Source organism: Mycobacterium sp. SMC-18 (assembly GCF_045310895.1).
Lineage (GTDB): Bacteria > Actinomycetota > Actinomycetes > Mycobacteriales > Mycobacteriaceae > Mycobacterium.
On sequence record NZ_JBJIAL010000046.1, the window covers coordinates 15,456 to 41,380 of the forward strand.

The following is a 25,925-nucleotide window of genomic DNA, read 5'->3' on the forward strand; positions in this document are numbered from 1 at the left end:
GTTTTGTCGACCGTGGTGCCAGTGGTGTAGCTTCATCAGGCACCACTTAAGGGGCTATGGCGCAGCTGGTAGCGCACCACACTGGCAGTGTGGGGGTCAGGGGTTCGAGTCCCCTTAGCTCCACAAGTAAAACCCGTTCTGACTTCGGTCAGGGCGGGTTTTCTCGTTTCCGGGGGCGGGCATTGCTGGTGCGGCAGCGCCGAACTCGTAATTCCTCAGTAACACCGGTCCACGAAGCTGTACCGCATGACACGAGATCAAGTAACCGAAGCGATCGTCGCCGCGCGCCTGGCGAAAGGCCTGACGTGGCAACAGTTGGCGGATGCGGTCGAGCGTCCGCTGGTGTGGACGATCGCGGCACTGCTCGGCCAGCACCCGGTGCCGGCCGAACTGGGCGCCAAGGTCGTGGCACTGCTCGGTCTCGACGAGTCCGTCGTTCCCGTGCTGGCCGCCGTTCCGATGCGCGGCGGGTTGCCGACCGCGGTGCCCACCGACCCGACCATCTACCGGCTCTACGAAGCGCTCTCGGTGTACGGTCCAGCGCTCAAGGAGGTCATCCACGAGCAGTTCGGTGACGGCATCATGAGCGCCATCAACTTCAGCCTCGACCTGCAACGCAAGCCCCACCCGGGCGGTGACCGCGTGGTGATCACGTTCGACGGGAAGTTCCTGCCCTATGAGTGGAACGCGGCGACGAACTGATCGCTGCGGACCGCGTCAGCGTCCCGATCGAAGAATCCGCCACCTCTCGATCATCGAACTTACCGCGCGGTAAGATGCGCGCATGACTCAGCGCAGCATGCCGACCGTCGATGGCGTGACCCATGAATACGTGCAGGCCGGCGACGTGAAGATTCACGTCGCCGTGGCCGGGCCGGAGGCGGGGCGCCCGGTCGTCCTGCTGCACGGTTGGCCGGAGAACTGGTTCATGTGGCACAAGGTCATCCCGGCGCTGGCCGATGCCGGCTACCGGGTGCACGCCATGGACCTGCGCGGCGCCGGCTGGAGCGAGGTCACGCCGAAGGGCTACGAGAAGGAGCAGTTCGCCTCCGACGTGCTCGCCGCGGCGACGGCGCTGGGGCTGGACACCTTCGACCTGGTGGGTCATGACTGGGGCGGCTGGACCGCGCAGCTGGTGGCGTTGAAGGCGCCGACGCGCGTCACGCGGCTGGCGATCCTGAACATCCCGCCGGTGTGGCAGGAGCCGGGCCGGGTCGCACGGCATGCCCACAAACTCGCGTACCAACTTGTCGTGGGCGCTCCGGTGGTCGGGCCGCTGTCGCACCTGTCGCCGACGCTGTGGTGGTTCATCCGCCGCAGTGGCATGCCCCAGGAGTCGGTGGACTTCTTCCGCAGCTGCTTCCGTGATCGGGACCGTCGTGTCGCGGGCTCCAAGATCTACCGCGCCATGGTCGGCAAGGAGTTCGCGAAACTGGCGCGTGGTCCCTACGACGATCAGAAGCTCGCGATGCCGGTGCGGGTGCTGTTCGGTCTCGACGATGTGGCGGTGCATCCGTCGCTGCTGGAGGGCTTCAAGGACCACGCCGACGATCTGAACATCACCGAGGTGCCCAACTGCGGTCACTTCATCATCGACGAGCAGCCCGATCTGGTGATCAAGTGGCTCTCGGACGTGCTGGCCGAGTCGCGGCAGAGTTGACGTTGTCGGGCAGTTCTGGCAATCCGACCCAACCGCCGCGGCCGGATGCCCGGTGGCGAACAATGATCTGATGGTGAATCCCGAGCTCGTACCGTTCGGCGACGTGTCCACCGAGCTGGCGGTGATAGAAGCCGCGGAACCCCCTGGCCTTCCGGGCAGCAATCCGACTCTCGCACTGCAGCACATGGAAGCCGCGCTGGTTCGGGCCGACCTCGAATGCCCCGACGTGCTCAGCCCCGAGCAGTTCCGGCGCCTGCGCTACCTCTTGAGCTTCGCGCGGTTGACGGTGTTCGAACCGGGTGCCGCCGGGCCGGGCGGCACCCGCGGCCGTGGCGATGTGACGGTCGGTGACGAGATCGCCGGCTTCCGTGCCCGGGTGATTGACGCGCTCTACCACGCACTGCGCGGGCGAACCACCGCACAGGAACGGCTGGATGCCGCGAAGGCGATCCTCGAGACTTTCGCCGAAGACGTCGACTACGAGCGGTCGGTGCTGCTGGAGCGTCACGGCAATGACTTCTCCGCGGCCGAACTCGACGCCGAACTCGGTTACAAGACCTACGTCGCGGTGCTGGGCGGCGGGGGCGGCGCCGGCTACGTCTACCTCGGCGGCATGCAGCGCATGCTCGCGGCGGGGCTGCCGCCCGCGTACATGTTGACCAACTCGTTCGGCGCCATCGTCGGCAGCGTCATGGCGCGCGTGCTGCCGGTGCCCATCGAGGACTACGTCGCCTGGGCGAAGACCGTCACCTACCGCGGCGTCCTGGCCCCGGCCCGGACCCGTCGTCGCCACGGACTCAACGGACTGTTCTCATTGCAGTTCAACGAGTTCGCCAAGGAGATGTTCACGCGCGAGGACGGTGAACCGATGCGGATGACCGATCTCTCGATCCCGTACGAGACCGTCGTCGCCGGGGTCCGGAAGCAGTCTTTCGACCGGCTGCCCGGCCAGTTCCATCCGTCGCATTTCACGATGATGGGGGTGCGCGCGCTCGAGCACCTCAAGCTTGGCTACGCGCCCGGCGTCGTCAACCGGCTGTGGCAGGTCGCTGCGTTCATCGATTCGCGCGTCGTCAAGCCGATCGTGCTCGGCGGCGACGATCTGACGGCCGACTTCAATGTCGTTGACGCCGCGAGCTTTTCGTCGGCGATCCCGGGGATTCTGCATCATGAGTCGAGTGATCCGCGGATGTGGGGCCTGCTCGATCAGCTGCTCGTGGAGAAGGATGTCGCCGCATTGGTCGACGGGGGAGCGGCGAGTAACGTCCCGATCGAGCTGGCGTGGAAGCGAATTCAGGACGGTCGGCTCGGCACCCGCAACGCGTGCTACATCGGCTGGGACTGCTTCCACCCGCAATGGAACCCGAGACACCTTTGGCTGCAACCGATCACCCAGGCGCTGCAGTTGCAGATGGTCCGCAACGCGCCGTTCGCCGACCGCGTCATCCGGTTCAGTCCCACGCTGTCTCCCGTCACGTTGGCCGCCGCGCCGGAAGCCATCGATCGCGCGATCGAGTGGGGCAACGCCTCGGTGGAGAGTTCGGTGCCGTTCGTGCAGCGGCTCACCGAACCGGTGTGGTGGCAGGGAAATCAGCCGCCGCAGGTCGATCGGACGCCGATTCGCGTCTCCGCACCGCTGCAGCCGATGACCACGATTCTGGACGGTGCCCGGCGCGCGGCCGAGTACGTACCACGGGTCACTCGGGTACGGCGCCGGGTTGCGGCCGTGGGGGACCGCATCCGTCGATCACAGTGACGCCGTCACGTGCCGCGCGGATTACCAGAGCAGCCAGCCACGCAGATATGACGCCGATCTGTAGCCGCTCCACCAGCCCGGCCCAGGCCGTCGAGGACGCCAGGCACATGGCGACGTCGACACCGCCGAGGAGGGCAGCCGCGGCTGCAGCAGAGAGTCCGGCGGCGCCGAGCCTGCCGTAGCCCGGGTGACGTGTCAGCACTGCCCCGTAGAGGCCGATGGCACAGACGAGTGCGGTGAACCCGATGAGGCTGGAAGCGGTATGGGGTTGGACGACCTGCGTGGTGTGAATCGCTTCTTCCTTTGCGCGGCAGCTCATGTCGATCGATGGCGCGCACGGCATGGGCCACAGGCCATCGGCCATCGACGAGATTCCGGCGACCATCGCGCACAGATGCGCGACCGACGCCTGCGTTGTCGGCGGCCAACGCATCAGCAGATTGGCAACGGCGATCAAGCCGACTCCGGCCACGACGTCACTCACCCGGAAGAACGAACGCGCCGGTTGGCCTGCGACGGCCAGCTCGCTGACGTACGAGCGCAGGGGGCTGAGCTGGGAGTTGACCAGCCACTCCACTGGGAAGTCGCAGTAAGCCAAGACGCCCACGAGCGCGGTGAGCGCGACGACGAACGACAGCGACGCGCGGCGATCTTGGATCATCTCGGCATTCATGTCTGGCTGATACCCACTTCTGCCGGTGCCCACCGCAAACGCGAGCCCGCGGCGCCGTCGTGCCGTCACGCCGATGGGTCGACCGTCGCCCACACGACGTACTCGGCGACGCTGGACCACATCAGGCCGAAGACGAAGCCGAACGACAACTCCTCGACAGGTACGCCCGCGATGACGGCCCCGGACAGTGCCGGCAGATTCCAGACGCTGTCGATGTAGCCGGGAAATGCGATGTTGAACAGCGCGAAGAAGACGAAGTAGAGGCCGAAGAACAGCAAACCGCACGTCAACATCCGGGCGATCAGATCCGGCCGGCAGGCCGCGCTGACTGCCACGCCCGCGCTCAGCGCCGCGATGGTCGTGATGATCGGGTTGAGGCTCGTCAGGAGGGTGAGCAGGACGAGCACCGGTATCGGGACCGCGATGGCGACGGCGTGGAGGATCTGCCGAGGCCCACGCGGTGCGGCTGCGCTGCGGCGCAGCTGTCGGTTCGTACGCAAGGCGCCGTACACCGCGGTGGCGATTCCCCCGATGGCGAACGAGAACAACACGCTCTCGATATCGAAACCCGTCTTGAGATTCAGGTCGAAAAGCGTTGGTGGGTGCCAGTATTCGGGAACGTAGAGCGGTTCGGTGAGTCCCAGCAGCGCGGTTGCCGCGCTGACCCGCAGCATCAGCATGCGTCGCAGCCGGCTCGAACGCCACCACAGCGCCAGCCAGATGAGGAGGAACGCCAAGCTTCCGGCCAGATATGCAAACCTCATCGTCGCGATTACCTCGGCAGGTGAAAGGGCAACTGTCGTGATACCCGCTGACCGCGCGGCTAATCGCCCGCGGCCGGACGCTGCGGCCGTTTTCCAACGCGTTTCCAACTGGCTGCCACTACGTTCCCGTCATGACCCGATCCACCGGCTTCATCGGCACGACCGTCATCGTCGGGGTGCTCACGCTGCAGTTGGGCGCGTGTACCTCGACCATCAAACCGGAAGGCGCCGCGCAGTCGGTGACCGACATGGTGACCAGCAAGACCGGATTCCACCCGACCGATGTCAAGTGCCCATCGGGCATCGACGCCGAGGTCGGCGGCGAATTCGACTGCACCTTCACGGGACCGGAAGGGCCATATAAGGCGCACCTGAAGATCACCAGCGTCGATGGCGAGAAGGTCGGCTTCGACATCAGGACGAACCGGAGCTAGATCCCACGCGAGCGGTGTTCTCCGTGCGGCAGCATCGGCCGGCGTGGTGTCCGCTGGCTCACGGGCGCACCGGTCTGCGCACTCGTGCCGGCTTCGTGTTGACCGTGATCAGGCGCTCAGCATGGTCGAGAATGCACTCGAGACCGAAGTCGAAATTCGCCTCGTCCAGAGTGTGGAGTTGCTGACCGTCCTGAAGCGCCTGCGCGAGCAGTGGTGTGGTAGCGGGATCGGCATGGAGAGTGTCGCGGCGCCCACCTCGCCCCTCGTTGAGCGCCGCCTTGTCCCGAAGTCGTTGCAGCACAACCGATCCGCGCACGTGGACTGATACCGCCGCATAGACATCCAACGCGGCCTCCGGCGTCAGCCCGGCTTCGACCAAGCTGGAGATGGCTTGCTCGACGGCTTGTAGGCCCAAGCGATCGGCGTGTTGGGCATGTGGGGAGCGAATGAGGATCAGGTCGCACATGACTGTGTTGTCCAGGAACAGTTGTCGCATCGTGCGGGCGTGGCTGCGTAGTGCAGACCGCCAGTTTTCGCCAACGGCATAGGGCGTGGAAAGCGCATACCGCTGTACGGCGAGGTTGGCCATGGCGTCCAGCAGGTCGTCTTTCTTGCGGAAGTACCAGTAGATGCTCGTGACACCGACGTCGAGATGCTTTCCCAGCATCGGCATGCTGAGATGGTCGATCGAAACCCGTTCGGCGAGTTCGAATGCACCGCTGACGATGTCGTCGGGATTGATGGAACCGCGTTCGCGCCGCCGGCGCTTATCTGCTGCCGCCACTTTTGTCACTGCGGGCAACCTCCTCTCGGAAATCGGTATCCAATTCTCATTACGGCGCGACGAAGCCGTTGGCCAAGAAATCCCAGAGTTCCTCGGTGGTGATGGGATCCGTGTCTGAGTCGCCGGTGATTCCGGTGGGTTCGGCGACGGACATCACCGTCTGCATGGTTATGACTGCCATCCGTGCCGGGTTGACGTTTGAGCGCAATTCCCCAGCCGCACTGGCATTTTCCATCAATTCGGTAAGCAATGACAGTAGCGGCGCATGGGCAATTTTCACCTCAGCTGGGTGAGTGGCCATGAGAAGTGGAGCGAAGTCGGTGAACAGCGGTCGCCCGGGTGCCGGGCCGGGACGACACAATTCGAGCAGTAGCGCGATGGCGTTCTTGAGCTGCTTCAGTGGGTCGATCTCGGCGTCGATCGCGGACCGGATCTGGTCGGCCAGGCGGGCCAGCGCATCTTCGAACAGCGCCAGCAGTAGTTCATGCTTGCCATCGAACTGCAGGTAGAAGCTGCGCAGCGACTGGCCGGAGCGGTCGACGACCTCCTGGACCGTGAAATCCGTGCTGCCCTTCTCGGCGATGATCGACTGAGCGGCGTCCATGAATCGTTGTACTCGTTGGGCTGCCCGTAGTTTCGCCGTCTTGAGGGAGCGCTCGACCGCGCGTTGTTTCCAGATCGGATCGTCTGTCGGGCCGGTCACCACACGCCCATGTCATCGGCGGAAAACACTCATGAACTGTACCCGAGGGCAGGCTGGTGGCCGCTTGTGCCGAGCACATGCTTAGCATCGTGGCGTCGCCACGCTTCCGTGGTGTGCATCGAGATGGACGCGGCGCGCCGCGACCGAGATTGGACGGTGACGCTATGGCATCGGAACGCAGGATCGCTGGTCCCGAGTCCAAGAACCGCGGCGCCCTGCTCGATGCTGCTGAGGCGCTGATGCTCGAGGAGGGTTACGCCGCGGTGACCTCGCGGCGGCTGGCTGAAAGAGCTGGACTGAAGCCGCAGCTGGTCCACTACTACTTCCGCACCATGGACGATCTGTTCTTGGCTGCTATCCGGCGCAAGACCGAGCTCGGATTGGCCGCGCAGGCGCATATCCTGCTGGCGCCGAACCCGTTGCGGGCGTTGTGGAATTACCTCATCGACAACCGTGAGTCTCGACTGCTCACAGAGTACGTCGCACTCGCCAATCATCGTAAAGCGCTGCAATCTGAGGTCGCGGGCGCGGCGCAGCAGATTCTGGACGCGCAGGTCGAGACCATCAGGTCCGTCCTCGTGCGGCATGGCATCGCCGCCGAGGACCTATCGCCGGCGGTAGCGACGTTCTTGATCGTCGGGACGTCGCAACTGCTGTCCATGCATGCGTCGCTTGGGGTGTCAGGCGGTCGTGACGACATCATCGAGTTCTTCGAGCGACACATCAGCAAGCTCGACGGGATGGCTGAAACGTGATGCCTGTGATGAGCTAAGGGGTATCCAACGCCTTGGCTCCACCGGCAGTGCCGAGCTGTGCTGCCGCATCTCGAATCACCTTGGCACGGTCCGCTTTCCCCGCGGATCGGATGGTGGCTCTGGCCTCGCTGCGTCGTTCGTCGATGACGCGGCCGAACTCCCGCGACAGCTGCGGCCGGTCGGCCAGCAGGCGCTGGATTTCGTCGTGTTCGATCTGCAGCAGGGTGACCTCGTCGATGGCGTGGACGTAAGCGAGGTTCGCCTGGTGGGTGAAGGCCGCAACGCCGAGGAGAGCCCCCTTGTCGAGGGTACGCACGCCGGCGACTGAACCGTCGGCCGTCGGCACGGTCAATCGGACCCGCCCGGACACCACCACCGTGATGGTTTTCGGGACCTCGCCGGGTGCCTGGATGAGCTCGCCGGTGCCGTACCGGATCAGGCGCGCATACGGCGCGAGAGCCTGCTGGTCGGCTTTGTTCAGGCGGAGCGCGGGTGCCGCCGCCTCCTCGAGCGCCTCGTCGACACGTTTGGGGGTGGAGTAGTCGTCGGCCACACCGTCGAGATGCAGCTTGTCGCGCCGAGCCGCATACCAGGCCCAGCGTAGGAAGGTGGCCTGCACGGCGTCGTCGTCCCCGGGCGATTTCAGCCCGATGGTGGTGCGGTACTTGTGATCGCCGATCGGCACGGCGGTGGGCTCGACGTCGTCGCCGCGGTTCGGCAGGGCGGCCGCGATCCTGGTGAGCATCGCGCACACCTGGTCGGGTGGGTCGGTGGCGGCGAACGTCGTGGTGATGGTGGTGTGCGAGGTGGCCAGCCGGCTCAGGTTGGTGAAGGACGTGCCGGCCAGCACCGAGTTGGGCGTGATCTGTACGCCGGTGCTGGACTCGATGTGGACGGCGCGCCAGTTGACTTCGACGACGCGGCCACGCGCGGCGGCGGTGTCCAGCCAGTCGCCCATCCGGAACGGCTGCTCGAACAGCATGAACAACCCGGACACGATCTGCCCGACGGAGTGCTGCAGCATGAGGCCGAGGACCACGGAGCTGACACCGACTGCGGTGAAGACGCCCTTGACGTTGCTGCCCCAGATGTACCGGGAGATCACCGCCAAGCCCAGGATGATGAGCACCATCCGCGCGACGTCGAGGAAGATGCGGGGGATGCGGCTGCGCCACGAGGTCTCCGGGGCGTTCGCGAACATCGTGTTGCTCAAGCCGGACAACACCAGCAGCAGCACCAGGAACACCAGGACGGTCGCCACGATGCGGATGGGAACGTCGCGGGCGGGGACGACCGCCACCTTGAGCATCAGCAGCAGGACGGCGATCACGGGGAGCACATACGTGCGCAGGAGCCCGACGGGCGCGGCGAGCGGGCTGCGCCGGCGGATCAGGGCGCGCCGCCACTCGGTCAGGACGATCAGGCCGACAGGTAGCCCGATGGCGATCGCTGCGACCCACAGGAACCATGACGAACCGGAGGAGTACACGGCCTACCGCCGCCCCGCCAGCCGCCAGATGGGCTCTTCGACATCGTCGACGATGTGCTGCCCGGCGGGCGTGAACCGGTGGGTGTCGTGCACGGCGTCGTACACCCGCCCGGTGATGTAGATCCCGGGCTCGGCGCCGCCGGCCTGAATCTGATAGGCCAAATCGACTGCGCTGCCCCACATGTCGTACATCATGGTGGCTCCGCCCACCAGGCCGCTGGTGACGGTGCCGGTGTCGATGCCGGCCCGGAAACCGAGCTGCAGATTGTCCTCGTCGTTGAGACGGGCCACGATGCGCTGCAATTCGATGGCGAAGTTGACGATGCGCTCGACGTTGTCCAGCCGGGGCACGTTCAAACCGCAGCTCGCCGTGTAGCCGTTGCGCAGGATGCGCACCGGTTCGACTCCGCTGCGTTCGGCGGCGTCGTCGAACTGGCGCACCAATTCGTTGACCACCGTGAGGAATTGGTCGGCCGGTAGCGCGCTGGAGAGGGCGTCGAGACCGTCGATGTCGGCGAAGAGCACCGCGACGTCCTGATGGTTCTCGCTGATCGTCTCCTCGCCGCTGCGATAGCGCTCGATGACCGATTCGGGCATCAGCGAGCGCAGCAACTGGGCGTTCTCGCGGCGTTCGCGCCGCAGCAGGTCGTCCTTGATGCCGAGCAGCCGGCTCATGTCGTTGAATGTCTTGGTCAGATCCCCGAATTCGTCGCGCGTCCGCACCGGGATCATCGCGTCGTAGTCGCCCCGGCTGACCTTCTGGGCGCCCGCCTCGAGCCGACGGATGGGCCGCACGAACAGCTGCGCGAGTGCCATGGCGGCCAGGCAGTCCAGGATGACGATCGCGGTCACCGCCACGCCCATGGTTCTGGTGAAGACGCGTTCGGGCGCAAAGGCTTCCGCGGTGTCGATCTTTGCGACGATCGACCAGTTGACGTCGGGGCCGACGGTCACGGGTGCATACGACTGCAGCGTTTCCTGACCGAGGTAGTCGGTGGCGATCAGCACCCCCGACTGGCCGCGCTGCGCGGCGCGGGTGGCGGGGCCGCCGACGGGCTGTATCAGCGTGGTACCGCCGAGCCGGACGGCGCGCTCCGCCAACTCGGCGGGTGTCCCGGCCGCGACGACATCGTGTTGATAGGTCTGCCGATTCTCCTCGAAGAGGCGGGAATTCGACCGCATGAGATCGTCGGTGCCGGCGAGGTAGGTCTCGCCGGTCGAGCCCAGACCGTTCGCCTGCCACTTGCCGCTGAATGTCATCAGCGCGTTCAGCCCGGAGATCGGGAATTGCAGCGCCACGACTCCCACGGTGCGGCCGCCCGTCACGACCGGCGCGGCCATCCAGGCGATCGGGTGGTCGGCGGCCGGGTGATAGGTCTGGTAGTCGGTGACGGCGACGTACCCGACTCGGTCGGCGCCCATGGCTTTGGCGTAGGCCTCGTGCAGGTTGCCCTGCTGGTATGGACCGGACAGGACGTTCGTGCCGAGGTCCGCACGCTTCTTGGCCGAGTACACGACGTTGCCGGTGGCGTCGATCAACAGGGCGTCGCCGTAGCCGAACAGCCGCACGATCTCCTGGAAGAACGGGTTGTAGCGGGCCGAGGCGGCGCCCCAGGCGGTGGGGTCGGGCGGCGGCGGTGGGCCGTTGGGCCGTGCCGCGGCGACGGTGTACCGCGCCTGCAGGTACTTGGCCGCGTTGGACGACGGCAGCAGCACGTCGAGGTTCAGCTTGGCCCCCGTCGCCCGTTCGACGGGGTTGATCAGTTCCTGGTTGTAGTAGTTGACGATCGCCTGCTGCTCGGCGGGATCGATTGTGGCATTGGCCAATTCGTTGAACCCGGTGCTGAAGGCCTGCACGGCTTCGGCCATCGCCGGCCCGCTGGTATAGATGAGCAGGGCGTTCTTCAGGTTGGTGACCTGGGCGGCGAACTGCCGGGACTGCGTCTCACGGACCTGCGTCAGCCGATCGAAAGCGGCGTTGCGCAACGAGGCCTGTCCGGTCTGGTACCCGATGAAACCCACGATGGCGGCCGAGACGATGCTCGCGCCCAGCAGCATCGTGATGAGCTTCGACTGGATGCTGAATCTGCCGCGCACGCGGCGCAACCGGACCTCGGTCGTTGGCGCGTCGCCCGTGGTGGACGGGCTGTCGTCGGCCGCCGTCGCGACCTGTTCGCGATCCTCCGGTGGAGGGTTGACCATCGGGCCTCCTGTCGTCGGCAGCAAGTACATCACGACCGCCGACGGTTCACTGGCCGGTTATGGCAGGTAGAGCCCGAAAAATCGGGGGCGCGACGGGGCCGCCGAAGGAACTTCCGCAGAGTGCGGTCAGCGCACCAGGCGGGCGGCGACCTGGGCGTAGATCTCGCCCAATTTGTGGGGATCGCGGTGCGTCCGCGAGGGGAACCAGCGGCAGACGTCGACGCACAGCGACGAGATGGCCATCACGACGTCGTCGAGGTTGTCGACGTGGAATTCGCCTGTCGCCATGCCGGATTCGATGATGTTGGCGATCACGGCGGTGACCTGGTGCCGCAGTGGGGCGATGGTCCGGTAGTGGGCCGGGGTCAGGCCGTGGAGCTCGTACTGCACGACCCTGGCCTGCTTGCTGTTCTCCGCGTGCCAGGTGGCGAAGGCCGCGACGACCGTGTGGAAGCGTTCCGCGCTCGGCGCGCCGGCATCGTCGGTGGCCCGCAGCGTCGCCAGCAGGCTGCCGTGCCCTTCCAAGGCGATGGCGTAGAGCAGTTCTTCCTTCGACCGGTAATGCGGGTACATGGCCGTCGCGCTCATGTTGAGGCGTTTGGCGATCTGACGGGTCGAGGTGCCGCCGTAGCCGGATTCCGCGAACGCCTCGATGGCCGCCCGCCGGATGCGCTCGGCGGCGGCCGAGTCGGTGGTCCGGTCGGTCTTCATGTGCTGGTGATCGTACACACAGTTGACACAGACCCGGCCGATAGGCGATATTAGCAATCGCTTAGGAAATGAGCGACTGCTAATGTCTGGCTGCATTGGAAGGTAGAACCCAGTGACTGATTTCATGTCTCGGCGCGACCTGGACTTCTTGCTGTACGAGTGGCTTGACGTCGTCGAGCTCACCAAGCACGAGCACTTCGCGGAGCATTCGCGGGACACCTTCGATGCCGTCCTCGATCTGAGCGCCGACATCGCGACCAAGCGCTTCGCGCCGCACAACAAGAAGGCCGACCACAACCCGCCGTTCGTGGACGAGACCGGCAAGGTCGTGCTGATCGACGAGATCAAGCAGGCGCTGGACGACTTCAACGGTGCGGGCCTGATGGCCAGCTCGTTCGACGAGCGTGTCGGCGGCATGCAGTTGCCCAACGTCGTCGCGCAGTCGTCGGCCGCGTTCTTCCGTGCCGCGAACCCCGCCACCTTCTCGTACGCGTTTCTCACCGTCGGCAACGCCAACCTGCTGACCGAGTACGGCACCGAAGAGCAGATCGACACCTGGGTCCGCCCGATGCTCGAGGGCCGCTACTTCGGCACCATGTGCCTCTCCGAGCCGGACGCCGGCTCGTCGCTCGCCGACATCAGCACCAAGGCCACCAAGGCCGCTGACGGCACCTACCGGGTCACCGGCACCAAGATGTGGATCACCGGCGGTGACCACGAGCTGTCCGAGAACATCGTGCACCTGGTCCTGGCCAAGGTCCCGGGCGGCGGCCCCGGCGTGAAGGGCATCTCGCTTTTCATCGTGCCGAAGTACCTGACCGACGGCACCCGCAATGACGTGGCGCTCGTCAGCCTCAACCACAAGATGGGCAACCACGGCACCACCAACGCCCTGCTGAACTTCGGTGACGGCAGCCACCAGCCCACCGACGAGCCCGGCGCTGTCGGCTACCTCGTGGGCGAGGAGCACCGCGGCCTGGCCTACATGTTCCACATGATGAACGAGGCCCGCGTGGCCGTCGGTTCCATGGCCACCGCCATCGGTTACGCCGGATACCTCACGTCGCTGGAGTACGCCAAGGTGCGCACCCAGGGCCGTCCGGTCGGCGACAAGGATCCGTCGCGCGCGCAGGTCGCGATCATCGAGCACGCCGACGTCAAGCGCATGCTGCTGGCCCAGAAGTCTTACGTGGAAGGCGCTTTGGCGCTCGGCCTGTACTGCGCCCGGCTGGTCGACCAGATCAAGATCTTCACCGGCGCCGAACGCGACGAGGCCGAGCTGATGCTCGAGGTCCTCACCCCGATCGCCAAGAGCTGGCCGTCGCAGTGGTGCCTGGAAGCCAACAACCTCGGCATCCAGATTCACGGCGGCTACGGCTACACCACCGAGTACGACGTCGAGCAGCAGTACCGCGACAACCGCCTCAACGCCATTCACGAAGGCACGCATGGCATTCACGGCATCGACCTGCTCGGCCGCAAGGTCGTCATGCAGGGCGGCGCCGGCCTGAAGCTGCTGCAGCGCCGGATCGGGGAGACCGTCCAGACCGCACTGCAGTCGGAGGCGACGGCCGGCTACGCGCGGGAGCTGCAGGCGCAGACCGACCGGCTCGCCGAGGTCACCGCGACGCTGTGGGCCGCAGGCGATCCCGAGACCACATTGGCCAACTCGACCGCATACCTGGAAGCCGCCGGCCACATCGTGATGGCCTGGATCTGGCTGGAGCAGCTGGTTGCCGCCGGCGGCAACACCGGCAACTTCTACGACGGGAAACGTGCTGCCGCGCAGTACTTCTTCCGTTACGAGCTGCCGAAGGTGACGACCCAGCTGGACCTGCTGGCCAGCCTGGACCGGACCACCGTCGAAGCGCAGGTCGACTGGTTCTGATCCACCGACCCAGCCGGAAGTAGACGTCGGGCCCGAGGTTTTCCTCGGGCCCGACTGTCGTTTCTGGGTTACGGCATGACCGGCGGCGTGCCCCAGAAGTCGTTGAGCGGCACGGCGTAGGCATCGTTGTTGGTCAACGGTGCCAATTGCAGTGAATCCTCGATGGTGCGCAGCAGGCTGTAGTGGTTGGCGTAGGTGGTGCTGGTGAAGTTACCCGAACGCATCCCGGCGTCGACGGCTCCCTGTGACGGAATCACCACGGTGACAACACGATTGCCGCCGTTCCCGAAACCGAGCGACAGGTTGTCGCTGTCTTCGTCGAATGTGACGACGATGGCCGACCGCTGTGTCGGGTCGTTCCAGACGGCCGAATTCAGAATGGTCGGGATGGTCTGCTGAGCGAACTGATCGGCCGCCTTGACGTTGTACTGGTGGTTGGTGAGCAGCGCCCCGATGTAGTTGAGGACGCCCTGGACGGAGTCGATGGGACCTTCGCCGTTGTTGGCTTCATTGGCCGCGAACCAGGCGAAGTTGGGCGTCGTGGCCGACGATGAGAGGTCGGTCGCCAGCTGGGTCAATGGGTGGAGATGCGCGGCGGCGCGGGCCTGATTGTTGTAGATGTCGCTGTACGCCAGGAACGGCAACTGGTCGGGCGCATAATCGCTTGTCGACACGTAGGGCCCGGCGGCGGACATGCCCTGCGCGTACCCGGCCCAGGTCTTGCCCGCCGATTCGATTCGGTCGGCGAGGTTGGTGGCATCGATGCAGTTGGTCGCGCAGTTGTAGCTGAGGCCGAAGTCGGAGCCGCCGAGGATCGGGTAGTAGTTCGGGTCGCTCGGATGCGTCAGCGCGTGGTAGTCGGTCGCGACGCCGTAGGTGTCGATCAGGCTGTTGAGATACGGCGCGTTCGCGCTGCCGACGATGTCCTTGTAGCCCTTGTTCTCCAGGTAGACCATGAAGATGTGGTCGAGCGCGCCGACCGTCGACTTCGGCGGGGTGGGCGGCGGCGGTGCCGGCAGCGACGCCCCGACGGTGAAGGACAGATCGTCGGCGAAGGCGTTGTTGTAGCCGCCGGTCAGCGGGTTCGAGTCCTTGAGCGTGACGACCACCTGCGCGGTGCGGGTGTTGACGGGGATGGTGCCTTCGGTGCTGCGCTCGAGCAATCCGGTCTGGAACCAGCGCTCGAGGGGACCGACCGGTGCCACTTTGCCGACGCCGAGCTGCGTCCCGCCGGCGTCGAAGAACGTGACCTTGATCGACGCGGCCGAAGGATCGATCATGGCGCCGCCCAGGAATCCGCTCAGCTTGAACGGTGTCGTGCCGGAGTCGATGCCCGCCGCGGCGCCGCTGAGGTCGACCGTCTGGGTCAGCGTGGAGGTTGCGACGTTGCCGCCGCCGAAGAACTGGGTGTCGCTCGGGGTGGGCCGATCGCTGGGGAAGTTGAAGATGGCCGGGAGCGTCGGCCCCGGCGTCGGCAGACCCAACGGGAGCTGGCGCACGGTGCCGTACTTGATGACGGTCGGCGTGCCGGTGACGGTCCAGCCGGGGATGGACACCGTGCTGCCGCCGGACAGCGACGGATCACCCAGCTCCGCGCCGGGGTTGGTCAGCAGGTTCGGGCTGGTCACATTCCAGGAGGAAACCACATGGGGCGGAAGGAGATTCGTCTCGATCTGCCTGCGCACCCACGCGAGTACCGTCCACAAGGCCGGTGAATTGGCGGGCACGTTCGACGGCAGGACCGACACCAGCGGCCTCAGCGCGATGCTGAGGAGTTGCTTTGCCGCGGCGACGATCTGGCTGATCGGGTTGGGAACAGTCGGGGCCGACACGTTGGGCGTGACGACCGCTGCCAGTGGTGCCGCCGCGGTACGGACTACCGATGCGGTCGCGGTCGCGGGCACGGCCGCGGTTGTGACGGTGGCCGGTGTGGGGGAGTGCTTGACCGTGGCGGCGGGCTGCGGCTGACTGATTTTTGTTGTGGCGCCGATGGATTCGCCGGAAGTTGAGGTCGGCCCTGCCTTGACGGTGCTGTCCACGTGGTGACTGGGGTTCGCGTCACGGCGCTTGTCGGCGGCGTCCGCGCTTCTGCCTTCGCCGCCCTTGTTTTTGGGCTGTCGCTTGGGTTTGTGGGCCGACGGCGCCGGCCCGTCTGATGACGTGGCCGCCGCGGCATCGGGCACTGCCGCTGTCGCCGGGGCGGGCGCGTGCTTGGGCGCCGGTTTGCCTGAGGCTGCCGCATCCGCGGCATGCGCGGTGTCCGGCGTCGTCGATGACGGCTCGGCGTAGGCGATCGCCTGCCCGGTCGTGAGCGATATGCCGACCCCGAAAAACACTGCCAGGGCTCCGACCCGGCCGATGTACCGTGAGCAACCCATGGTCGTTCCCTCCGCCCGTGCGCTGTTGGCTGTCAGCGGTAACGGTAGAAAGAATTGACGCCCGAGTTAGCATTTCTGCCTGGGATGCGGCTGGGGGTATCCGTAGAGTTTCCCGGGATTTGAGCGATGACGGCCGTCGCCGGTGCCGAACGTGGGCCGCCACCCCGTCGGAATGACGGAGTGGCGGCCACGTCTTCGGTTAGAGGCGGATGAACGCGCTTCCCTGCGCGTCCCACACGCCCCAGGCGCCGAGGTCAGGGTTCCAGACCACCTGCAGGCCGGTTGCCCAGTCAGGCAGCGGCGGTGCCGGCGGCGTGCCCATCGGCGGCACCACCGGGACCAGGACCCACGACGGCGTCGCGGTGAACGGAATGCGGTCCTGCGGCATCGGGCCGCCGTGTCCAGGAGGCGGCAGGAAGCCGTGTCCCGGCGGGAGCGGATTGCCGGGTGTCCCGGCGTTTACGCCGGGACCGGGGACGGTCGGCGACGGAAATGGCGGTGTCGGCTTCGGGCCGACCGGGTCTGCCTGCGCGAGACCGGCCCCGACGCCGAGGCCTGCCAGGCCAAGCATGCTGGTCGCGACTGCACGCGCTGCGGTCTTCTTCAAGGTCATGGGTTGATCTCCTTGCGTGTGCTCGTGATGAAAGAGGAATCGCTCTTCCGCGCTGTCCCGCGGTCGAACAACTCCACGACCCCCGCAACACCAGATACCCGGGTGCGGCGTGACGAAACCACGCAATGTGGAGAAGCTAGGAATGGAATCGGCGCCGATGCGGCGCCAGATGACCCTGATTGGACAGGTCAGGCCACGGTGGGCGCCGCAGCAGCGTGAGGCAGCCGATCGTCGCGGCCACCAGGCCTGTCACCACGCCGATCAACGCGATCCGGTCGGCGTCCACGGCAGGCACCCAGGTCGTTCCGTCGTCACGGATCACGAAGACGCCCAGCGGTTTCGCTGTCGTTCCGCTGCCGGAGTGGCTGACCTTGGCGACGGGAATCACAGTCGAACCGTCGGGTGTGTGGTAGGGCTCGGCGAACACCCGCCCGGCCGCGTCATCGGCGAACTGGTCGAGAAAAGCTTCCGGATTCTGCAACCTGGCCTCCGCGTGCATCGAGCGATGGTCGCCAGCGTAGGTCGATTGCCCCGTGATGTGCCAGACTTCGGCCGCTATGCCGGGCCGACTCGGCGGTTCAGTTGCCGGATGTGCCCGCACAACACGGTGGCGAAAGCGCACCACAGGGGGTACAGCGCCAGCGGGGCGGCCCGTCCGCCGATCGCATCGACAGCCCGCCGCGTCAGATCGGCGCTGCTCACCGTGAGCGCGGCGCTGACCGCCGTCGCGGTGCCGAAACGGCGGCGGTTGAAGAACAGCCAGGACCACGCGGCGTTGAGTGCGAGGTTGAGCGCGAGTCCGTTCCGGTAGGCGCGTCGTTCGGTGTCGCGGCCCGTCGCCCCCAGTTCGTCGATCGCGGCTGCCGACACCACGGCGATATCGGCGTAGAGCGCCGGCCAGACGATCGGAAACACCTGCCGTGGCGGCTGGTAGGCCGGCTTGCGCAGCTGCGCGTACCAGGGCGACCGGACCGCCGGCGCCGTGGCCGCTCCGCCGATCGCCGCGGTGGCGGCGGTCGCAACTCCCGTGATCAGCAAGGTGATGACACGCATGGAAATCCTTCCCCCGGTACAGAAAATCGAGACGGCCCTGGGCAATTGGCAGTGCCTCACTTTCGATGCTGCCATACGCCGCGATGCGGCTATCTTTTCCGTGCAGCGGCGCTGTGGGCGCCGAGCGCTTGATACCGGCGAAGGGCCTCGGCGCGTTCCTCGCCATGGTCGACGACGGCTGCCGGGTAGCTCGACGGACGCGATCCCGATTTGAGGTGCGGATCAGTCACGTCGGCCAACTCGGGAACCCAGCGGCGGATGTAGTCGCCGGTGGGGTCGAACTTCTGTCCTTGCGCTGTCGGATTGAACACGCGGAAGTACGGCGCGGCATCGGTGCCGCTGCCCGCGCACCATTGCCAGCCATGCTGATTGTTGGCGATGTCGCCATCCACCAACTGCTCCAGGAACCAGCGGGCGCCCCATTGCCACGGCAGGTGCAGGTCTTTGACCAGAAATGATGCGGTGATCATCCGCACCCGGTTGGGCATGAAACCGGTCTGGCTCAATTGCCGCATACCGGCGTCGACGAACGGGAACCCGGTCTGACCGGCCTTCCAGGCTTCGAACAGCCGCTCCGCCTCATCGTCGGTATCGGTTTCGATGGCGTCGAAATCGCGATTCCAGTTGTGCCACGCGCTGTCCGGCCAGTGGTGCAGCACCGCGGCATAGAAGTCACGAAAAGCGAGCTGGCGCAAGTACGCAACGTGGCTGCTGTCATTCAGGTCGAGACCGGCGGCCATGGTGCGCGGGTGGATGGTGCCGAACTTCAGGTGCACCGACATCTGACTGGTGCCGTCGATGCCGGGCAGATCGCGATGTTCGGCATAGTTGCCGAGGCCCGCGTCGACGAATCGTCGCCACTGGCGTAGTGCGGCCTCCTCGCCGGCGGCGAAGCCGGACGACGTACTGGTGTCCGGGATGTCCACTGGTTCGGCGACCCCGGCGGCCAGACTGCCCGGATCGATCCACTGTGCCGAGTCCGCACCGGTGCCCGCCGGCTGCCGCCAACCGTGGTCACGCCAGCGCCGGAAGAACGGCGTGAAGACCCGGTACGGGCTGTCGTCGTCTTTGGTGACCCGCCCGGGCGAGACCAGGTAGGGCGAGCCGGTGGGAATCAGCGGAATGCCATCGAGAGCGTCCCGGACCCGGTCATCGCGACGACGGCCGAACGGCGAGAAGTCCGCGGAGATGTGCACGGCACTGGCACCGATGTCCTTGGCGATCAGCGGAATTCGCTCCTCCGGGTGCCCGCGGGTGATGAGCAGCCGGCCGTCCAGCTCGGTGCGAAGGTGCCTCAGGCAGTCGCCCAGGAACGCCAGGCGGCGCGCACCCGACGTCGCCTCGAGGCGCGGGTCGAGCACAAAGCATCCGAGGACGTCACGGTCCTGATCTATCGCAGCTGCCAGGGCCGGCAGGTCTTGGAGCCGCAGATCGCGACGGAACCACAGTAAGGACGGCATCGGTCCATCTTCGTATGAACCGGCCGAACCGCGACGCCCGGATTCGGGTGCTCTGCTCAGCTCATCTCGATACGGTACGGGCATGGTGGATTTCGCCCTCCGGTCCTGTGGCCTACGCGGTCACGCAACATTCGCACCGGATGAACCGGAGCTGGCCGCCCGTTTGCACGTGCAGACGCCGGTCGGTGAGGCATGGCGCTGCCTGCGGTGTGAGACGTTCGTCGTCGGCCCGCCGCGCGGGAAGGGGCCGGCGGAGTCAGCACCCGAAGTTCCGCGCGGCCGTCTGCTGCGCGACCGGGTGCTGATGCGAGTGCTGGCCGTCGAGCGGGTCTTCCGATTCCTGCTACTGGCGGCGATGTCCTATGGTGTTTTCCGGGTACGGGCGGCACGCGTGCATCTGCGGGACATGTTCGAGAAGGACCTGCCCCTGCTGCGCCCGCTGGCCGACCAGATCGGCTGGAACATCGACGGCTCCAAGATCATTCGGCACATCAACGACGCGTTCACCATGTCGGGCACGACGCTGTTGTGGATCGGCATCGGCATCGCGGTATATGCGTTGCTCGAATTGGTGGAGGCCGTTGGGCTGTGGGGGATGTGGCGCTGGGGAGAGTACTTCGCGGTGGTGGCCACCGGCATCTTCCTGCCGCTGGAAATATACGAGCTGACCGAGAAGGTCACGACGCTACGGGTGGCGATGCTGCTGGTGAACATCGTCGCGGTGCTGTGGTTGTTGTGGAGCAAGCGGCTTTTCGGCCTCAACGGCGGCGGCGCGGCGTACCGGCGGGAGCACGAGACCGAGAGCTTGATGAGCGTCGAGCGGGCGGGCCTGGCGGCGGCCACGCCCTGAGCCGGCCTGACCTATCCGGTAAACTGGGCGCGGAGTTGTTGGCGCAGTAGCTGTTTCGCGATCTTGCCAGTTGTCGTGAGAGGTAGGGCGTCGACGAACACGACGTGCCGGGGGCGCTTGAAGGCCGCGATGCGTTCGCGAACATACGCGGTGAGGGCCTCCGCGTCAGGGTGAGCCCCGCCGCTGGGCACGACCACCGCGCAGATGGCCTCGCCCCAATACGGATCGGGGACCCCCACGACCGCAACCTGATCCACGTCGGGGTGGGACGACAGCGCGTCCTCGACCTCCCGCGACGACACGTTCTCGCCGCCGGTGATGATGATGTCCTTCAGCCGGTCGGACACCACGAGACGGCCCTGGTCGTCGAGGTATCCGACGTCGCCGGTGGGTAACCAGCCGTCGTCGTCGGTCGTGGGCGTGTCGGGCCAGTACCGCACCGCTACCTGGTCGCCGCGAACCAGGATTTCCCCGTTCGGCGCGATGCGGATCTGCACGTCGGCGTGGGGGCGGCCGGCGGTGGCGAGCACGGCGGCGTCGCCGGCGGCGCCGGCGCGATGGTCCTCGGGGCCGAGAAACGTGACGTTGCCGCCGGTTTCGGTCATGCCGTAGCCCTGGTGGAAGCCCACGTCGAGGCGGTCGAGGGCACGCCGCAGCAGGTCGGCCGGGATGGCCGACGAGCCATAGGCGATGTCGCGCAACGACGGCAGGTCGGTGCGGGTCTCGTCGAGATGGGCCAGCAGGCTGTGCAGCATGGTCGGGGCCAGTGAACACGAGGTGACTCGGTACCGGTTCACCGCGGTGGCGAAGGCCTCGGGCCGGAACGCCGCGACCGGCAGCACCGTCGATTGCGCGGCGTGGTGCACCAGCATGTTGTACCCGGCGACGTGGCACATGGGAAAGGGCAGCAGATACACGCCGCCGGGACGCACCGACCTGCCGGCGATGCTGCCCCGGACCGCCGCGATGATCGAACGATGGGTGTGGACAACACCTTTCGGCGTTCCCGTCGACCCGCTGGTGAACAGCAGCCAGACGGGGTCGTCGGTATCCGGCTCATCGGCCTCGGGCCACTGCACCGATTGCGTTGCCGCAGCCCATTGTTCGCTGTCGAAAGGGATTGCGTCCGGCCGGCCCAGAGGCTCCAGATAGCGGCTGTCGCCGAGGACCAGGACGGGAGCTGCGGTCGCCAGTTGCGCGACATGCTCGTCGGCGCTGAGCCGCTGATTGATCAGGACGAGGATGCGTCCGGCGCGCGGCACGGCGTAGTAGAGCGTGGCGTAGTGCGGGCTGTTGTCGGCGATCACGGCGACGCGGTCGCCGCGGGCGGTCCGGGATGCGATCCAGCCGGCGACCGCCGCGATGGACCGGTCGAATTGTGCGAACGTCGTGACGGTGCCGTCTTCGGCGATGAGGGCAGGACGATCAGGTGCCGCGGCCGCGGCGCCGGACACCAGGTGATGGAGCAATTCGCCGTGCCCCACAACGCCTCCCGTGCCTCGGCCTGAACGTCCGCATCACGCTACCAGCCCCGTGGTCGGATACATCTCCGTCCCAAGGACTTTGGCCGGGCGAGCTCAGTCGGTGTGCGTGGCGAGGATGACCTTTCCGCGGACGTGGCCGGCCTCGACGAGGCGGTGCGCGTCGGCCACCTGTGCCAGCGGCACTACCTCGGTCTCCGGCGGCCGGATCGCGCCCTTGGCGCAGAGTGCGGCCAACTCCGCCAGGTGCTGCGGCTGGCGCTGCACCGCGATCATGTTGGAGACGATCCGCACCCCGCGCTCGGCGGCGCGCGCCACCCGCTCCTCGTCGGCGCGCGAAATGAGGGTCTCGATCTCGACGTAGCTGCCGCCCGGTGCCACCAGTTCCTCGGCGTGCGGCAGCAGGGTGTCCAGACCGACGGCATCGAGCACCAGATCGACACCCGACGGGGCCCAGGCCCGCAGCTGCGCCACGACGTCGCCGCCCCGGTAGTTGATGGCCAGGTCGGCGCCGAGTTCGGTGACGTAGTCGAAGTTCCTCGGGCTGCAGGTCACCGCGACCTGCGCACCCAGCGCGCGGGCGATCTGGATCGCGATGCTGCCGACACCGCCGGCACCGCCGTTGATCAGCACGGTCTGGCCGCTCTGCAGCTCGCCGGCGTCGACCATGCCCCCGTAGGCCGTGCTGCCGGCGACCGGCAGACCGGCGGCGTCGGCGTATCTCCAGCCCTCGGGCAGCGGCGCGAGCAGTTCGGAAGAGGCCAGGCAGTACTCGGCGTACGTGCCGTCTGCGCCGTTGCGCTGATTGGACATCCCGAAGACCTGGTCACCCACCTGCCAGCGCGTGACGTTGGGCCCGACGGCAGCGATGACGCCGGCCAGGTCGAAGCCCAGCACGAACGGGAAGTGGTAGTCGATGTAGGCGGACAGCTTGCCCTCACGGGTTTTCCAGTCCGCCGGGTTGACACTGGCGCAGGCGATCTCGACCAGCACCTCGTCTGTTCGGGGTACCGGGGTGGGCAGCTCGGCGGCCTGCAGGACATCGGGGCCGCCGAATTCGGTCAGCACCATCGCCTGCATCGTGTTCGGCGGGGGAGCGATGTGGGAGGTCATCATTCGGTCTTAGTCGGCCCGCAGAGTCTGTGGAAGGCAGGTTCCCACTCGGTGACACTCTCGCTTCGGGATTCGATTTTGGCGACCGGCGGCCTGCGGCCCGTGGGGGACAATGGAGGGACCGATGGGAACGGGGGACGGTCCATGCCGTACACGGTGTCGCAGGTGCTGAATTCCGATCCGGAAGCCCTGCTGACCGCATCCCTCGACGCGCGCGCCGCGGCGCAGCGCGTCGACGCTCAGATCGACCGGGCACGAACGCAATTCGCCCACCTTGCTGAGGGCTGGACCGGCGCCGCCGCCGATGCCGCGCAGAAGCAGGGCCGCGAATCACTCGACGAGCAGACCGCATACCGGAACCACCTCGATGCCGTGGCCGGACCGTTGGCGACAGGTGGCGCGCAGCTCACCGAGCTCCGCGCCGGTCTGAAGAAGGCGGTCGACGCCGCCGAGGCGCAGTGGGACGTCGCCGACGACGGTGGGGTCACCCCGGGTTTCTGGCTCCGCTGGTACGCGCGGGTGTCGCCGGTCCAGGCGCTGCAGATCGCGGCCAAGCGAATCGAGGTCGAGAACGAGATCAAACTCCTGCTCGCGAAATTCGAGGCGGCCGACCGGGACACCGGCCACCAGATCCGCAAAGTCGGCTGGGAACTGGCATGACCGCGCCGCTGACCGTCGTCGTGGCCGCGCTGCGGGAAGCCGCGGCGACGTTGGCGGAACTGGCCGGCGGGCTGTGCAACGACGGCGGCGGTCCCGAGCTCTCGGCCGCCGCGGGTCCGGTCGCCGGACTCGACAGCGGCCAGGCATGCCGCGAGGCGGGGGACGCGTTCCGCCGTCGTGCGCAGGTGCTCGGACAGGGCATGTCCGCATTCGCGGGGAAGCTCGAATCGGCGGCGCTCCGCTACGAGCACGGCGACCGCGCCGCCGCCGAACGCATTCCGTTCGACGTGCCGGAAGCCGAAGACGCCCGCATCGGCGACGATCCCGGGGAACCGGGATACGACCCCGTCAACAAATACGAGGACGCGCTGCGCGACGCGGGCCTGCTGAGCGGACCGAGTGACGGGTACTACCGCGAGTGGCTGCAGAATGCGGCGAAAAAGGGGGCGCCGCCGCAGGTCATCGTCGACATCGCGCGGCAGCAGCACATCACGCCGGCGAGTTTCGACATCTTCAACGGTATGGAGCGCGTCGTCGACAACAACCGGACGAGCGTCGATCCCGGCGACGACAACACCTACTTCCTGATCCCCGCGGGGACCAGTGCCGCCGACGCCCGTCGGGCCGTGCTGATGACGTACATCCTGAACGCCGGCACCGGATACAAGAAGGGAAACCCGAACACCGATTTCGCCGAGACGCCCTACACCGCGAACGAGGTGCAGCGCATAGTCGACCGGCAGGCAGCGAATTCCTGGAGTTACGAACAGGTTCCGCGACTGGCGGGCAGCGGCGGACGGTTCGCGACGACGCCCAACGGCATGTTGATGGGCCTGGGAGGTGGCTTCATCCAGAACCAGCTGAGCCAGCAGGCCGGATCGACCTACGGTGACGTGTTCCTGATCAACATCGACCACCCGACCGATGCGCGCGACCAACTCCGGATGATCATCGGGTCGGGGCAGATGTGGTACGACGGACCCGGCGGCGCCCGCCAACGCGACGTGGACATCGATCCCATCCTGCATCACGAGGAGCGGCATTCGGCGCAGTGGGCCGCCTTGGGGCCGGTCGAATTCGTCAAGCAGTACGCGATCAGTCTGGGGACCGAAAGACTCACCGGCCGCCGGAATCCGTTCGAGACCAACGCCGGTGCTTCCGACGGGGGCTATTCGTGATTCGCCGAATCCTCTGCCTGGGTGCGGCTCTGGTAACGCTGATCGCCTTGGTCGGCTGTGATCCGCTGGGTAAGCCTTCGCTGCCGGTTCATTTCGGTGTCCGGGTGACGGACGGACACCTGCGGCTGTGGACCGGCTCGCCGTGCCGCGGCACGACGGCGGTCAACGTCACCTTCAACATGGATGGCCGCGACAGGGCGGAGTTGAAGCTCGAGGCGACCCCACTGCCGGAAGCTGTTGGCGAACAGAAGGCCCCGCCGAATCCCGGTTCCGAAGTCGAGTACGTCACGGTCGGCGGACCCTATCCGGGGTTCGACGTGGTGACGCCGCTGCCCGCCGGATTCGATTGGCGCACCGCGGACACCGTGTACGTCTTCCCGCAGTCGCCGGGCGCATTCGGGTCCGTCAGCAAGCTGGGCCGGGCGATCGAGGAATCGAACCGGCATCCGCCCGATACCTACTGGTTCGAGGGAATGGGTTGGCTCAACCCGCAGGATGTCGCCGCGCAGGACGGCACGAAGTTCCTGGCGCTGTGTACACGTGATCCTGCTCGAGGCCCGCAGCTGCCAAGGGTTTTCGGAGTTCGCGTCACCGACGGGACATTGCGGGTCTGGCCCGGCCGGTACTGCGGTCCGGTGGACGACGTGATCCTGACGTTTCAGCCCGGTCAGGCGGATTTGGTGCTGGCCGCCGACCCCCGCAGTGCGTCTCCGTTCGATTCCTTGACCGCCACCGGACCGTATCCGGGCTTCGCCGTGTTGCGGCCGCTACCCGGCGGATTCGACTGGCGGACCCAGAAAACGGTGGTATTGCGGGTCTACCGCTCAGCAGGGGAGCCGTGGGCCACGACCACCGACCTCGGTCCGGCCGTGAACGAGTCGGGCCGACATCCTCCAGATACCTACTGGTTTCAGGGATTCGGCTGGTTGGGTCCCGCTGATGTCGCCGGCAAGGACGGTAAGGAGCTGTTGACCGCGTGTGCGCCCGAGCCTCAGCGTCGGTGACACCGTCGGCGTCGTGTTCTGCACGTCTTCGACTTGGACGCGCTGAACGGCTAGTGTCCGCGCCATGGCCCCGTTGACCGCCGATGTCGCCCGACTGCTCGAGGAGCGGTCGGGCCGCGTGGTCGTCGGTCTGACGGGGCCGCCGGGTGTCGGCAAGTCGACAGCAGCCGAGCGACTGGTCGACGAATTCAATTCCACTCAGCGCGATTTCGCGGCCCTGGTGCCGATGGATGGGTTTCATGGCTCTTCATGATTGAGGGTGTAGAACGGTCAGCTGCTGTCGGCCTGTGATTGGGGTGTCTGGTTGGCTGGGTGT

The 25,925-nt window shown here is 66.7% G+C and carries 25 protein-coding genes and 1 tRNA gene; 12 read left to right on the plus strand and 14 right to left on the minus strand.

Features of this window, described 5'->3' with window-relative positions; genetic code table 11:
• The first annotated feature begins 50 nt into the window (after positions 1-50).
• The 4 genes from ACJH6J_RS26120 (at position 51) to ACJH6J_RS26135 (ending at position 3,416) form a co-directional block, all read left to right on the plus strand.
• Positions 51-123: transfer RNA gene (locus ACJH6J_RS26120), tRNA-Ala, on the plus strand.
• A 123-nt stretch (positions 124-246) separates the two neighbouring features.
• Positions 247-702: a cyanase gene (gene cynS, locus ACJH6J_RS26125; RefSeq protein WP_318986051.1), complete on the plus strand. Its 456-nt coding sequence runs from the start codon at positions 247-249 to the stop codon at positions 700-702.
• A gap of 82 nt (positions 703-784) precedes the next feature.
• Complete coding sequence (locus tag ACJH6J_RS26130; protein ID WP_318986052.1) at positions 785-1,660, plus strand: alpha/beta hydrolase; 876 nt, start codon at positions 785-787, stop codon at positions 1,658-1,660.
• A 70-nt stretch (positions 1,661-1,730) separates the two neighbouring features.
• On the plus strand, positions 1,731-3,416 hold the full coding sequence (locus tag ACJH6J_RS26135) for a patatin-like phospholipase family protein (RefSeq protein WP_406774202.1): 1,686 nt from the start codon (positions 1,731-1,733) through the stop codon (positions 3,414-3,416).
• Here the strand turns inward: ACJH6J_RS26135 and ACJH6J_RS26140 are convergent.
• Complete coding sequence (locus ACJH6J_RS26140; protein ID WP_406774203.1) at positions 3,358-4,089, minus strand: DUF998 domain-containing protein; 732 nt, start codon at positions 4,087-4,089, stop codon at positions 3,358-3,360. The two genes, ACJH6J_RS26135 and ACJH6J_RS26140, sit on opposite strands and share 59 nt — an antisense overlap.
• A 65-nt stretch (positions 4,090-4,154) precedes the next feature.
• A complete protein-coding gene (locus tag ACJH6J_RS26145) occupies positions 4,155-4,853 on the minus strand; it encodes a lycopene cyclase domain-containing protein (protein ID WP_406774204.1) in 699 nt (232 codons plus the stop codon).
• A 131-nt stretch (positions 4,854-4,984) separates the two neighbouring features.
• Between ACJH6J_RS26145 and ACJH6J_RS26150 the strand changes: the two genes are divergently transcribed.
• Positions 4,985-5,287: a DUF4333 domain-containing protein gene (locus ACJH6J_RS26150; protein WP_406804764.1), complete on the plus strand. Its 303-nt coding sequence runs from the start codon at positions 4,985-4,987 to the stop codon at positions 5,285-5,287.
• 58 nt (positions 5,288-5,345) lie between these two features.
• On the opposite strand, the gene ACJH6J_RS26155 is transcribed toward ACJH6J_RS26150, so the two are convergent.
• Positions 5,346-6,080 (minus strand): TetR/AcrR family transcriptional regulator C-terminal domain-containing protein, encoded by a 735-nt coding sequence (locus ACJH6J_RS26155; RefSeq protein WP_406804765.1) that lies wholly within the window; start codon positions 6,078-6,080, stop codon positions 5,346-5,348.
• Positions 6,081-6,120: 40 nt separating this feature from the next.
• Positions 6,121-6,774, minus strand: coding sequence for a TetR/AcrR family transcriptional regulator (locus ACJH6J_RS26160; RefSeq protein ID WP_318986179.1), 654 nt, complete (start codon positions 6,772-6,774; stop codon positions 6,121-6,123).
• 164 nt (positions 6,775-6,938) lie between these two features.
• Here ACJH6J_RS26160 and ACJH6J_RS26165 point away from each other — a divergent pair, with 164 nt between their 5' ends.
• The gene (locus ACJH6J_RS26165; protein ID WP_318986058.1) at positions 6,939-7,529 is read left to right on the plus strand and encodes a helix-turn-helix domain-containing protein; all 591 of its coding nucleotides are present in this window, start codon (positions 6,939-6,941) and stop codon (positions 7,527-7,529) included.
• 13 nt (positions 7,530-7,542) lie between these two features.
• Here ACJH6J_RS26165 and ACJH6J_RS26170 read toward each other — a convergent pair whose 3' ends face one another.
• From ACJH6J_RS26170 to ACJH6J_RS26180, 3 genes are all read right to left on the minus strand, one after another.
• Positions 7,543-9,018, minus strand: coding sequence for a mechanosensitive ion channel domain-containing protein (locus tag ACJH6J_RS26170; RefSeq protein WP_406804766.1), 1,476 nt, complete (start codon positions 9,016-9,018; stop codon positions 7,543-7,545).
• A gap of 3 nt (positions 9,019-9,021) precedes the next feature.
• The gene (locus ACJH6J_RS26175; protein WP_406804767.1) at positions 9,022-11,220 is read right to left on the minus strand and encodes an adenylate/guanylate cyclase domain-containing protein; all 2,199 of its coding nucleotides are present in this window, start codon (positions 11,218-11,220) and stop codon (positions 9,022-9,024) included.
• A 126-nt stretch (positions 11,221-11,346) separates the two neighbouring features.
• Positions 11,347-11,931: a TetR/AcrR family transcriptional regulator gene (locus tag ACJH6J_RS26180; protein WP_318986061.1), complete on the minus strand. Its 585-nt coding sequence runs from the start codon at positions 11,929-11,931 to the stop codon at positions 11,347-11,349.
• A 124-nt stretch (positions 11,932-12,055) separates the two neighbouring features.
• On the opposite strand from ACJH6J_RS26180, the gene ACJH6J_RS26185 reads away from it, so the two are divergent.
• Positions 12,056-13,819 carry an acyl-CoA dehydrogenase gene (locus ACJH6J_RS26185; protein WP_406804777.1) on the plus strand — a complete coding sequence of 588 codons (1,764 nt, stop codon included), beginning with the start codon at positions 12,056-12,058 and terminating at the stop codon, positions 13,817-13,819.
• 68 nt (positions 13,820-13,887) lie between these two features.
• Here ACJH6J_RS26185 and ACJH6J_RS26190 read toward each other — a convergent pair whose 3' ends face one another.
• From ACJH6J_RS26190 to ACJH6J_RS26210, 5 genes are all read right to left on the minus strand, one after another.
• Complete coding sequence (locus ACJH6J_RS26190) at positions 13,888-16,197, minus strand: alkaline phosphatase family protein (RefSeq protein ID WP_406804768.1); 2,310 nt, start codon at positions 16,195-16,197, stop codon at positions 13,888-13,890.
• Between the two features lie 199 nt (positions 16,198-16,396).
• Positions 16,397-16,810 (minus strand): hypothetical protein, encoded by a 414-nt coding sequence (locus ACJH6J_RS26195; protein WP_318986064.1) that lies wholly within the window; start codon positions 16,808-16,810, stop codon positions 16,397-16,399.
• Between the two features lie 136 nt (positions 16,811-16,946).
• Positions 16,947-17,309, minus strand: a complete 363-nt coding sequence (locus ACJH6J_RS26200; RefSeq protein ID WP_406804769.1) for a GerW family sporulation protein — start codon at positions 17,307-17,309, stop codon at positions 16,947-16,949.
• A 56-nt stretch (positions 17,310-17,365) separates the two neighbouring features.
• On the minus strand, positions 17,366-17,863 hold the full coding sequence (locus ACJH6J_RS26205; RefSeq protein ID WP_406804770.1) for a TspO/MBR family protein: 498 nt from the start codon (positions 17,861-17,863) through the stop codon (positions 17,366-17,368).
• Positions 17,864-17,952: 89 nt separating this feature from the next.
• Positions 17,953-19,323, minus strand: coding sequence for a cryptochrome/photolyase family protein (locus ACJH6J_RS26210; RefSeq protein WP_406804771.1), 1,371 nt, complete (start codon positions 19,321-19,323; stop codon positions 17,953-17,955).
• Positions 19,324-19,405: 82 nt separating this feature from the next.
• Between ACJH6J_RS26210 and ACJH6J_RS26215 the strand changes: the two genes are divergently transcribed.
• The gene (locus ACJH6J_RS26215; RefSeq protein WP_346416813.1) at positions 19,406-20,173 is read left to right on the plus strand and encodes a DUF2127 domain-containing protein; all 768 of its coding nucleotides are present in this window, start codon (positions 19,406-19,408) and stop codon (positions 20,171-20,173) included.
• Positions 20,174-20,184: 11 nt separating this feature from the next.
• On the opposite strand, the gene ACJH6J_RS26220 is transcribed toward ACJH6J_RS26215, so the two are convergent.
• Together ACJH6J_RS26220 and ACJH6J_RS26225 are read right to left on the minus strand one after the other, a co-directional pair.
• Positions 20,185-21,657: an AMP-binding protein gene (locus ACJH6J_RS26220; protein ID WP_406804772.1), complete on the minus strand. Its 1,473-nt coding sequence runs from the start codon at positions 21,655-21,657 to the stop codon at positions 20,185-20,187.
• Positions 21,658-21,750: 93 nt separating this feature from the next.
• The gene (locus ACJH6J_RS26225) at positions 21,751-22,767 is read right to left on the minus strand and encodes an NADP-dependent oxidoreductase (RefSeq protein ID WP_406804773.1); all 1,017 of its coding nucleotides are present in this window, start codon (positions 22,765-22,767) and stop codon (positions 21,751-21,753) included.
• 144 nt (positions 22,768-22,911) lie between these two features.
• On the opposite strand from ACJH6J_RS26225, the gene ACJH6J_RS26230 reads away from it, so the two are divergent.
• From ACJH6J_RS26230 to ACJH6J_RS26245, 4 genes are all read left to right on the plus strand, one after another.
• Positions 22,912-23,427, plus strand: a complete 516-nt coding sequence (locus ACJH6J_RS26230) for a WXG100 family type VII secretion target (RefSeq protein ID WP_318986071.1) — start codon at positions 22,912-22,914, stop codon at positions 23,425-23,427.
• Positions 23,424-24,605, plus strand: a complete 1,182-nt coding sequence (locus ACJH6J_RS26235; protein WP_406804774.1) for a type VII secretion target — start codon at positions 23,424-23,426, stop codon at positions 24,603-24,605. Before ACJH6J_RS26230 ends, ACJH6J_RS26235 begins: the two co-directional genes overlap by 4 nt.
• A complete protein-coding gene (locus tag ACJH6J_RS26240; RefSeq protein WP_406804775.1) occupies positions 24,602-25,609 on the plus strand; it encodes a hypothetical protein in 1,008 nt (335 codons plus the stop codon). Before ACJH6J_RS26235 ends, ACJH6J_RS26240 begins: the two co-directional genes overlap by 4 nt.
• Before the next feature lie 64 nt (positions 25,610-25,673).
• Positions 25,674-25,862, plus strand: coding sequence for an NB-ARC domain-containing protein (locus ACJH6J_RS26245; RefSeq protein ID WP_406804776.1), 189 nt, complete (start codon positions 25,674-25,676; stop codon positions 25,860-25,862).
• Positions 25,863-25,925: the final 63 nt, after the last annotated feature.

Bases quoted from the DNA above. Each gene is read 5' to 3' on its own strand.
- ACJH6J_RS26145 (WP_406774204.1), bottom strand. From the start codon at position 4,853: ATGAGGTTTGCATATCTGGCCGGAAGCTTGGCGTTCCTCCTCATCTGG.
- ACJH6J_RS26235 (WP_406804774.1), top strand. From the start codon at position 23,424: ATGACCGCGCCGCTGACCGTCGTCGTGGCCGCGCTGCGGGAAGCCGCG.
- ACJH6J_RS26205 (WP_406804770.1), bottom strand. From the start codon at position 17,863: ATGCGTGTCATCACCTTGCTGATCACGGGAGTTGCGACCGCCGCCACC.
- ACJH6J_RS26180 (WP_318986061.1), bottom strand. From the start codon at position 11,931: ATGAAGACCGACCGGACCACCGACTCGGCCGCCGCCGAGCGCATCCGG.
- ACJH6J_RS26200 (WP_406804769.1), bottom strand. From the start codon at position 17,309: ATGCACGCGGAGGCCAGGTTGCAGAATCCGGAAGCTTTTCTCGACCAG.
- ACJH6J_RS26190 (WP_406804768.1), bottom strand. From the start codon at position 16,197: ATGGGTTGCTCACGGTACATCGGCCGGGTCGGAGCCCTGGCAGTGTTT.
- cynS (WP_318986051.1), top strand. From the start codon at position 247: ATGACACGAGATCAAGTAACCGAAGCGATCGTCGCCGCGCGCCTGGCG.
- ACJH6J_RS26150 (WP_406804764.1), top strand. From the start codon at position 4,985: ATGACCCGATCCACCGGCTTCATCGGCACGACCGTCATCGTCGGGGTG.
- ACJH6J_RS26210 (WP_406804771.1), bottom strand. From the start codon at position 19,323: ATGCCGTCCTTACTGTGGTTCCGTCGCGATCTGCGGCTCCAAGACCTG.
- ACJH6J_RS26245 (WP_406804776.1), top strand. From the start codon at position 25,674: ATGGCCCCGTTGACCGCCGATGTCGCCCGACTGCTCGAGGAGCGGTCG.
- ACJH6J_RS26140 (WP_406774203.1), bottom strand. From the start codon at position 4,089: ATGAATGCCGAGATGATCCAAGATCGCCGCGCGTCGCTGTCGTTCGTC.
- ACJH6J_RS26165 (WP_318986058.1), top strand. From the start codon at position 6,939: ATGGCATCGGAACGCAGGATCGCTGGTCCCGAGTCCAAGAACCGCGGC.
- ACJH6J_RS26185 (WP_406804777.1), top strand. From the start codon at position 12,056: ATGTCTCGGCGCGACCTGGACTTCTTGCTGTACGAGTGGCTTGACGTC.
- ACJH6J_RS26130 (WP_318986052.1), top strand. From the start codon at position 785: ATGACTCAGCGCAGCATGCCGACCGTCGATGGCGTGACCCATGAATAC.
- ACJH6J_RS26195 (WP_318986064.1), bottom strand. From the start codon at position 16,810: ATGACCTTGAAGAAGACCGCAGCGCGTGCAGTCGCGACCAGCATGCTT.
- ACJH6J_RS26175 (WP_406804767.1), bottom strand. From the start codon at position 11,220: ATGGTCAACCCTCCACCGGAGGATCGCGAACAGGTCGCGACGGCGGCC.
- ACJH6J_RS26230 (WP_318986071.1), top strand. From the start codon at position 22,912: ATGCCGTACACGGTGTCGCAGGTGCTGAATTCCGATCCGGAAGCCCTG.
- ACJH6J_RS26225 (WP_406804773.1), bottom strand. From the start codon at position 22,767: ATGACCTCCCACATCGCTCCCCCGCCGAACACGATGCAGGCGATGGTG.
- ACJH6J_RS26135 (WP_406774202.1), top strand. From the start codon at position 1,731: ATGGTGAATCCCGAGCTCGTACCGTTCGGCGACGTGTCCACCGAGCTG.
- ACJH6J_RS26215 (WP_346416813.1), top strand. From the start codon at position 19,406: ATGGTGGATTTCGCCCTCCGGTCCTGTGGCCTACGCGGTCACGCAACA.